Below are 8,862 nucleotides of genomic sequence, written 5' to 3' on the forward strand. Positions count from 1 at the left end.
ACCGAGACCAAGATGGCGCCGCTCGCCATGGAGATGGTCCGGGACATCGACGAGGACACCGTCGACTTCCAGGACAACTACGACGGCCGCACCCAGGAGCCGTCGGTCCTGCCGGCGCGCTTCCCGAACCTGCTGGTCAACGGCTCCTCCGGGATCGCCGTGGGCATGGCCACCAACATCCCGCCGCACAACATCACCGAGGTGATCAACGGCGCGCTGCACCTGCTGGCCAACGAGCAATGCACCATCGATGAACTGATCGAGCTGATACCGGCACCGGACTTCCCCACCGGCGGCATCATCTACGGCGTCTCGGGCGTGCGCGATGGTTACCGCACCGGCCGTGGCCGCGTGGTCATGCGCGCCAAGACCCACTTCGAGGAATACGGCCGCGAAGGCCGCATCGCCATCATCGTCGATGAGCTGCCCTACCAGGTCAACAAGAAGGCCCTGCTGGAACGCATCGCCGAGCTGGTGCGCGACAAGAAGCTCGAAGGCATCTCCGACCTGCGCGACGAGTCCGACAAGTCGGGCATGCGCGTGGTCATCGAATTGAAGCGCGGTGAAGTGCCAGAGGTGGTGTTGAACAACCTCTACAAGCAGACCCAGCTGCAGGACACCTTCGGCATGAACATGGTGGCGCTGGTCGATGGCCAGCCCAAGCTGCTGAACCTGAAGCAACTGCTGGACTGCTTCCTGTCGCACCGTCGCGAAGTGGTTACCCGCCGCACCGTGTTCGAACTGCGCAAGGCGCGCGAACGTGGTCACGTGCTGGAAGGCCTGGCCGTGGCACTGGCCAACATCGATGACTTCATCGCCATCATCCGCGCCGCGCCGACGCCGCCGATCGCCAAGGCCGAGCTGATGACGCGTGCATGGGATTCGTCCATGGTGCGCGAGATGCTGGCCCGCGCCGGCGAAGCCAACGAAGGCGGCATCGAAGCCTTCCGTCCGGAAAGCCTGCCGGCCCATTACGGCATCCAGTCCGACGGTCTCTACAAGCTCTCCGACGCACAGGCCCAGGAAATCCTGCAGATGCGTCTGCAACGCCTGACCGGCCTGGAGCAGGACAAGATCGTCAACGAATACAAGGACGTCATGGCGCAGATCGCCGACCTGCTGGACATCCTGTCCAAGCCGGCCCGCGTGACCGCCATCATCACCGACGAACTCAACGCCGCCCGCAACGACTACGGTATCGGTGCCAAAGATGAGCGTCGCTCCACCATCGAGCACAACGCCACCGACCTGGCCACCGAAGACCTGATCACGCCGCAGGACATGGTGGTCACGCTTTCGCACACCGGCTACATGAAGTCGCAGCCGGTCTCCGAATACCGTGCGCAAAAGCGCGGCGGTCGCGGCAAGCAGGCCATGGCGACCAAGGATGACGACTGGATCGACCAGCTCTTCATCGCCAACACGCACGACTACATCCTGTGCTTCTCCAACCGTGGCCGCCTGAACTCCCTGAAGGTCTGCGAACTGCCGCAGGGTTCGCGCAATTCGCGCGGCAAGCCCATCGTCAACATGTTCCCGCTGCAGGATGGCGAGAAGATCACGGTGATCCTGCCAGTGTCGGGCGCCAACCGCAGCTTCCCGGATGACCGCTACGTCTTCATGGCGACCAGCCTGGGCACGGTCAAGAAGACCCCGCTGTCGGACTTCTCCAACCCGCGCAAGGCCGGCATCATCGCCGTGGACCTGGATGAGGGCGACTTCCTGATCGGCGCCGCGCTGACCGATGGTGCGCATGACGTGATGCTGTTCTCCGACGCCGGCAAGGCCGTGCGTTTCGACGAGAACGACGTGCGCCCGATGGGCCGTACCGCCCGCGGCGTGCGCGGCATGAACCTGGAAGAAACCCAGCAGGTCATCGCCCTGCTGGTGGCCGAGAACGAGCAGCAGTCGGTGCTCACCGCCACCGAGAACGGCTTCGGCAAGCGCACCCCGATCACCGAGTACACCCGCCATGGTCGTGGTACCAAGGGCATGATCGCGATCCAGACCAGCGAGCGCAACGGCAAGGTGGTGGCCGCGACCCTGGTCGAGTCCAGCGATGAGATCATGCTCATCACCACCGGTGGCGTGCTGATCCGTACCCGCGTGTCGGAGATCCGCGAAATGGGTCGTGCCACCCAGGGCGTGACCCTGATCGCCGTGGAGGATGGCACCAAACTGTCCGGCCTGCAGCGCGTGGTCGAGTCCGATGTGGAAGACGTGGTGGACGGCGAGAACGCCGAGGGCGCCGGCAGCGAGACTCCTGCCGCCGGCGAGTAAGAAGCAGGAACAAGGCGGCAGGCAAGGGAAGCTGGATTGACCTCGCCGCCTTTTTTGATGGCGAACGCAGACATGGTTTATAACTTTTCCGCCGGACCGGCGGTATTGCCCAAGGAAGTGCTGCAACAGGCAGCCGACGAGATGCTGGACTGGCATGGCAGTGGCATGTCCGTCATGGAGATGAGCCATCGCGGCAAGGAATTCATGTCCATCATCGAGACAGCCTTGTCGGATGTGCGCGAGCTGCTGGGCATCCCGTCGAACTACAAGGTGCTGTTCCTGCAGGGCGGTGCCATCGCCGAGAACGCCATCATCCCGATGAACCTGGCGGCACTGCGTTCACCGGCCGGCCAGCATGTGCCGGGCGTGGCGGACTACATCAACACCGGTTCCTGGTCGACCAAGTCGATCAAGGAAGCAGGGCGCTATTGCACCGTCAATGTGGCGGCCTCCTCGGCGGCACACAAGTTCTCCAGCATTCCGGCACGCGCCGACTGGAAGCTCTCGCGCAATGCCGCCTACGTCCACATCTGCAGCAATGAGACCATCGACGGCGTCGAATACCAGTTCACCCCCGATGTGGCCGCCGATACCGATGGCGCGCCGCTGGTGGCGGACATGTCCTCGCACATCCTGTCGCGCGCGGTCGATGTATCGAAGTACGGCGTCATCTATGGTGGCGCCCAGAAGAACATCGGCCCGGCCGGCCTGACCATCGTCATCGTGCGCGAAGACCTGCTGGGTCACGCGCTGCCGGGCTGCCCCTCGGCCTTCGACTGGAAGATCGTGGCCGACAATGATTCCATGTACAACACCCCGCCGACCTATGCGATCTACATCGCCGGCCTGGTGTTCCAGTGGTTGAAGCGCCAGGGTGGCGTGGCCGCGCTGGAAGCGCGCAATATCGCCAAGGCCGGGTTGCTCTACGGCTACCTGGACAGTACCGATTTCTACGGCAACCGTATCGCAGCCGACTGCCGTTCCCGCATGAACGTGCCGTTCTTCCTGCGCGACGAGTCGCTCAATGACACATTCCTGGCCGGCGCCAAAGAGCGCGGCCTGCTGCAGCTGAAAGGCCACAAGTCGGTCGGCGGCATGCGTGCATCGATCTACAACGCGATGCCGATCGAGGGCGTACAGGCCCTGGTCGACTACCTCAAGGACTTCGAGAAGCAGCACGGCTGATACCGTTGCCGCATTGAACCCCGTGCGGTGCCGGCCTGATGGCTTGCGCCGCACGCAGTTTTTGACACCATGCCATGCCATCGTGCCGCCTCCGGTCGTCTCCGGGTGCGGCCTGCCGAACATGAAAGAGCAAGATGAGTGACGACAAGTTGCTGCCCCTGCGCCAGAAGATCGATGCCATCGATGCGCAGATCCTCGACCTGCTGAACCAGCGCGCCCGTGTCGCGCAGGAAGTGGGCCACGTCAAGGCCGAGACCAATGCCCCGGTGTTCCGTCCGGAGCGCGAGGCACAGGTCTTGCGAAAGGCCGCCGAACGCAATCCCGGCCCCTTGCTGGGCGCCGATATCCAGACCATCTTCCGCGAAGTGATGTCAGCCTGCCGCGCGCTGGAAAAGCGCGTGGTGGTGGCCTATCTCGGCCCCACCGGCACCTTCAGCGAACAGGCGGTGTACCAGCAGTTCGGCCATGCCATCGAGGGCTTGTCCTGTGTCTCCATCGATGAGGTGTTCCGCGATGCCGAGGCCGGTACCGCCGATTTCGGCGTGGTCCCCATCGAGAATTCGTCCGAAGGCGTGATCAACCGCACCCTCGACCTGTTGCTGCAGACCACCCTGACCATCAGCGGCGAAGTCTCCATCCCGGTGCATCACAGCCTGATGACGGCCACCGGCAAGATGAACGGCATCACCCGCATCTGCGCCCATTCGCAGGCACTGGCCCAGTGCAATGCCTGGCTGAACCAGAACTATCCTTCCATCGAACGCCAGGCCGTGGCCTCCAATGCCGAGGCAGCACGCATGGCGGGCGAGGACGGTAGCGTGGCGGCGATTGCCGGCGAGATCGCCGGGCAGAAGTACAACCTGCAGGTGGTCAACGCCCACATCCAGGATGACCCGCACAACCGCACCCGCTTCGCCGTGATCGGTCGCCTGCGCACCTCGCCTTCGGGACGCGACCAGACTTCCATCGTGCTGTCGGTGCCCAACAAGGCGGGCGCGGTCTACAACCTGCTGGCTCCGCTGGCGCGCCATGGCGTGTCGATGACGCGTTTCGAATCGCGTCCGGCACGCATGGGCTCCTGGGAATATTATTTCTACGTCGACCTGGAAGGCCACGAGCAAGACCACAAGGTCGCGCAGGCGCTGGAAGAGCTGCGCCAGAACGCGGCCTTCTTCAAGCTGCTCGGTTCCTACCCGCTGGGCCTGTGAGCCCGGTCTCGTCCACTTTCGCTTGCGAGGCCATCGTGTTCAAGAAAGTCGTCATCTTCGGCGTCGGTCTCATCGGCGGGTCTTTCGCCCTGGCGCTGCGCCGCGCGCATCCGGACACGCAGTTCGTCGGTGTGGGGCGTTCCGCGCAGAGCCTGGAACGCGCCCGCGAGCTGGGCATCATTGATGCCATCGCCACCGATCCGGCGACCGCCGTAGCCGGTGCCGACCTCATCCTGCTGGCCGCGCCGGTGGCACAGACCGAAGCCATCCTCACCTCCATCGCCGCCCATCTGGAGGCGGGGGCCATCGTCACCGATGCCGGCAGCACCAAGAGCGACGTGGTCGCCGCGGCACGCAAGGCCCTGGGGGCGCGCATTGCGCAGTTCGTACCGGCCCATCCCATCGCCGGCCGCGAGAAGCATGGCCCGGAGGCGGCGCTGGCCGATCTCTACGAAGGCAAGAAGGTGGTGGTTGCTGCCTTGCCCGAGAACCGCGTTCAGGATGTCGAGGCCGTGGCCGCCGCCTGGCGCGCCTGCGGTGCCGTCATCCATCATCTCTCGCCGCAGGAGCATGACGCGGTGTTTGCCTCGGTGAGCCACCTGCCGCATGTGCTGGCCTTTGCGCTGGTGGACGACATCGCCCGCAAGCCGCATGCGGCCACGCTGTTCCAGTACGCCGCCAGCGGCTTCCGTGATTTCACCCGCATCGCTGGCTCGTCGCCCGAGATGTGGCGCGATATCACGCTGGCCAACCGCGATGCGCTGCTGGTGGAAGTCGATACCTACCTGGCGCAGCTGCAGGCCATGCGCGCGATGATCGCCGCCGGCGACGGCGCGGCGCTGGAAAAGATCTATGCCAACGCGCAGCATGCGCGCCTGGAATGGGCCGCCGCCATCGAGGCAGCCGAACGCAAGCCGGGCTGAGCCCGCCTCGGTCCCGACAGGAACAAAAACTGATTGCCGCCACGGCGGCCCGATTCATCCACAGAAACCGAACGACGATGAAACAGCCTTCCTACCCCCGACATATCGACCTGGCCCCGGTGCCCCACGTGCAGGGCACGGTCAAGCTGCCGGGCTCCAAGAGCATTTCCAACCGCATCCTGCTGCTGGCGGCACTGGCCGGCGGCACCACCCGCATCTTCGACCTGCTGGCCTCCGATGACACCCTGGTCATGCTGATGGCGCTGCAGACCCTGGGCGTGAAGTGGGAGCAGATCGAAGGCACCCAGGACTACATCGTGCATGGCGTCAACGGCGTGCTGCCGGTGCACCAGGCCGATCTCTTCATGGGCAATGCCGGCACCGCCATCCGTCCGCTGACCGCGGCCCTGGCCGTGCTGGGTGGCGATTACACGCTGCATGGCGTGCCGCGCATGCACGAGCGTCCGATTGGCGACCTGGTGGATGCCTTGAATGCCGTGGGCATGCGCATCGACTACACCGGCAATCCCGGCTATCCGCCGCTGCACATCCGTCGCGGCCAGCTGAGCTCGACGCGCATGAAGGTGCGCGGCAATGTCTCCAGCCAGTTCCTGACGGCCTTGCTGATGGCCGCCCCCCTGATGGCGCGCGAGGAAGCGATGCAGATCGAGGTGGTCGGCGAGCTGATTTCCAAGCCCTATATCGAGATCACCCTGAACCTGATGCGCCGCTTCGGTGTCGAGGTCGAGCGCGACGGCTGGCAGCAGTTCACCATCAAGCCGGGCCAGCACTATCGCAGCCCGGGCAGCATCCACGTCGAAGGCGATGCCTCGTCGGCCTCGTACTTCCTGGCTGCCGGCGCCATTGCCGGTGGCCCGATCCGGGTCGAGGGCGTGGGCCGCGACAGCATCCAGGGCGATGTACGCTTCGTGGAAGCGCTGCAGCAGATGGGCGTCACCATCACCATGGGCGAGAACTGGATCGAGGCCTCCTCCAATGGCCCTCTGAAGGCCATCGACGCCGACTTCAACCACATCCCCGACGCCGCCATGACCATCGCCGTGGCCGCGCTCTATGCCGACGGCCCCAGCACGCTGCGCAATATCGCCAGCTGGCGCGTCAAGGAAACCGACCGCCTGGCCGCCATGGCCACCGAGCTGCGCAAGCTGGGCGCGGAAGTGGAGGAGGGCGCCGACTACCTCAAGGTAACCCCGCCGGCCGAGATCGGCACGGCCGCCATCGATACCTATGACGACCACCGCATGGCCATGTGTTTCTCGCTGGCATCACTGGATGGCGCCTTGCGCCGTGGCAACCGGGTGCGCATCAATGATCCCAAGTGCGTGGCCAAGACCTTCCCCGATTATTTCGACGTCTTCAAAAAGATTGCCGAGCAAACCTTGATCTGATACACCCTGTGCATTAGGCAAAATCAGCTAAATTATTTGTTCGTACAGGTTTCAGATCATGGAAAAAGCAAAGATACCGGTCATCGCCATCGATGGCCCCACCGCATCGGGCAAGGGCACCGTAGCGCAGAAGGTGGCCCAGCAGCTGGGCTTCCACTATCTCGACTCGGGCGCGCTGTACCGCCTGACGGCCCTGTCGGTGCTGCGGCGCGGCGTGGCGCTCAATGACGAGCACGCGCTGGCCAAGGCGGCCGAGCACCTGCATTGCCATTTCGACGGCGCCCATATCTTCCTGGCCAACGAGGACGTGACCCAGGCCATCCGTGCCGAAGAGGTCGGCAATACCGCCTCGAAGATTGCCACCCTGATCACGGTGCGCCAGGCCTTGTATGGCCTGCAGTTGTCATTCAGGAAATCCCCCGGCCTGGTCGCCGACGGTCGCGACATGGGGACGGTGATCTTCCCCGGCGCCCGCCTGAAGGTGTTTTTGACCGCCAGTGTGGAAGCGCGCGCCACAAGGCGCTATAAGCAATTGATTGACAAGGGTTTTTCTGCTAATATTGAAGACCTCTCCAAGGATTTGAAGGAGCGCGACGAACGCGACATGAATCGCTCGTCGGCCCCCTTGAAGGCTGCGGAGGGCGCATATCACCTGGATACATCCGACATGACCGCTGACGAGGCGGTGCAGCAGGTACTCAGCTGGTACGCTGCCCTGGGGCACTGAAACCGCTTGAAAAGGCGCTTTCCGGTCCCATAACGGGCAAGACCTTGTTGTACCCGTAGTGCCATTGGTGCCCGGCAGATGCAAAGTCTGACGGGTGTTGATAAACCTAACCCAGTACCCATGTCGCCAGCGGCAACGAAGGCGGCAGTGCAAGTCAGGACGATTGCATGAAACGGATACCGGCCAATCTTTCTTATTTCTTTTATGTCTACCACTACCGTCATCGCTGCAGGTGTTGATACCTCCAGCGAATTTGCTGCTCTGTTTGAAGAATCGCTGTCGCGTCAGGACATGCGTTCGGGTGAAGTTATTTCGGCAGAAGTCGTGCGTCTGGATCACAACTTCGTGATCGTCAACGCCGGCCTGAAGTCCGAAGCGTTCATCCCTGTTGAAGAATTCAAGAACGACAACGGCGAAGTCGAAGTCAACGTCGGCGACTTCATCTCCGTTGCGATCGAATCGCTGGAAAACGGTTTCGGCGACACCATCCTGTCGCGCGACAAGGCCAAGCGTCTGGCATCGTGGCTCTCGCTGGAAAAGGCGATGGAGTCCGGCGAGATCGTGACCGGTACCGTCAATGGCAAGGTCAAGGGCGGCCTGACTGTCCTGACCAACGGCATCCGTGCCTTCCTGCCGGGTTCGCTGGTCGACACCCGTCCGGTCAAGGACACCACCCCGTTCGAAGGCAAGACCCTGGAATTCAAGGTCATCAAGCTGGATCGCAAGCGCAACAACGTGGTTCTGTCGCGCCGTGCCGTGATCGAAGCCTCCATGGGCGAAGAGCGCGCCAAGCTGATGGAAACCCTGAAGGAAGGCACCGTCGTCACCGGTATCGTCAAGAACATCACCGACTACGGTGCATTCGTGGACCTGGGTGGCATCGACGGCCTGCTGCACATCACCGACCTGGCATGGCGTCGTGTGCGTCACCCGTCGGAAGTGCTGTCGGTTGGCCAAGAGATCACCGCCAAGGTCCTCAAGTACGATCAAGAGAAGAACCGCGTCTCCCTGGGCGTGAAGCAACTGGGCGACGAAACGTCGGACGAGCACACGACTCTAAACCCGAAACCAACCCTACTGTACGGCAACGTCACCAACATGACCGACTGCGGTGCGGTGGTGGTGGTCGG

The 8,862-nt window shown here is 63.4% G+C and carries 7 protein-coding genes; all 7 read left to right on the forward strand.

Annotation, left to right across the window (positions count from 1 at the left end; genetic code table 11):
- The coding region (gene gyrA, locus ACIPHN_RS25585; protein WP_400441951.1) for a DNA gyrase subunit A at positions 1-2,280 on the forward strand (2,280 nt) is incomplete at its 5' end.
- Between the two features lie 72 nt (positions 2,281-2,352).
- On the forward strand, positions 2,353-3,465 hold the full coding sequence (serC, locus tag ACIPHN_RS25590; protein WP_400441954.1) for a 3-phosphoserine/phosphohydroxythreonine transaminase: 1,113 nt from the start codon (positions 2,353-2,355) through the stop codon (positions 3,463-3,465).
- A gap of 134 nt (positions 3,466-3,599) precedes the next feature.
- Positions 3,600-4,673 carry a prephenate dehydratase gene (gene pheA, locus ACIPHN_RS25595; protein WP_400441957.1) on the forward strand — a complete coding sequence of 358 codons (1,074 nt, stop codon included), beginning with the start codon at positions 3,600-3,602 and terminating at the stop codon, positions 4,671-4,673.
- A gap of 35 nt (positions 4,674-4,708) precedes the next feature.
- On the forward strand, positions 4,709-5,596 hold the full coding sequence (locus ACIPHN_RS25600; RefSeq protein ID WP_400441960.1) for a prephenate dehydrogenase: 888 nt from the start codon (positions 4,709-4,711) through the stop codon (positions 5,594-5,596).
- A gap of 77 nt (positions 5,597-5,673) precedes the next feature.
- Positions 5,674-7,005: a 3-phosphoshikimate 1-carboxyvinyltransferase gene (gene aroA, locus ACIPHN_RS25605; RefSeq protein ID WP_198982819.1), complete on the forward strand. Its 1,332-nt coding sequence runs from the start codon at positions 5,674-5,676 to the stop codon at positions 7,003-7,005.
- A 58-nt stretch (positions 7,006-7,063) separates the two neighbouring features.
- Positions 7,064-7,732 carry a (d)CMP kinase gene (gene cmk / locus ACIPHN_RS25610; protein WP_400441962.1) on the forward strand — a complete coding sequence of 223 codons (669 nt, stop codon included), beginning with the start codon at positions 7,064-7,066 and terminating at the stop codon, positions 7,730-7,732.
- A 204-nt stretch (positions 7,733-7,936) separates the two neighbouring features.
- The coding region (locus ACIPHN_RS25615; protein WP_400441964.1) for a S1 RNA-binding domain-containing protein at positions 7,937-8,862 on the forward strand (926 nt) is incomplete at its 3' end.

Source organism: Herbaspirillum sp. NPDC087042, from assembly GCF_044745245.1.
GTDB lineage: Bacteria > Pseudomonadota > Gammaproteobacteria > Burkholderiales > Burkholderiaceae_D > Herbaspirillum.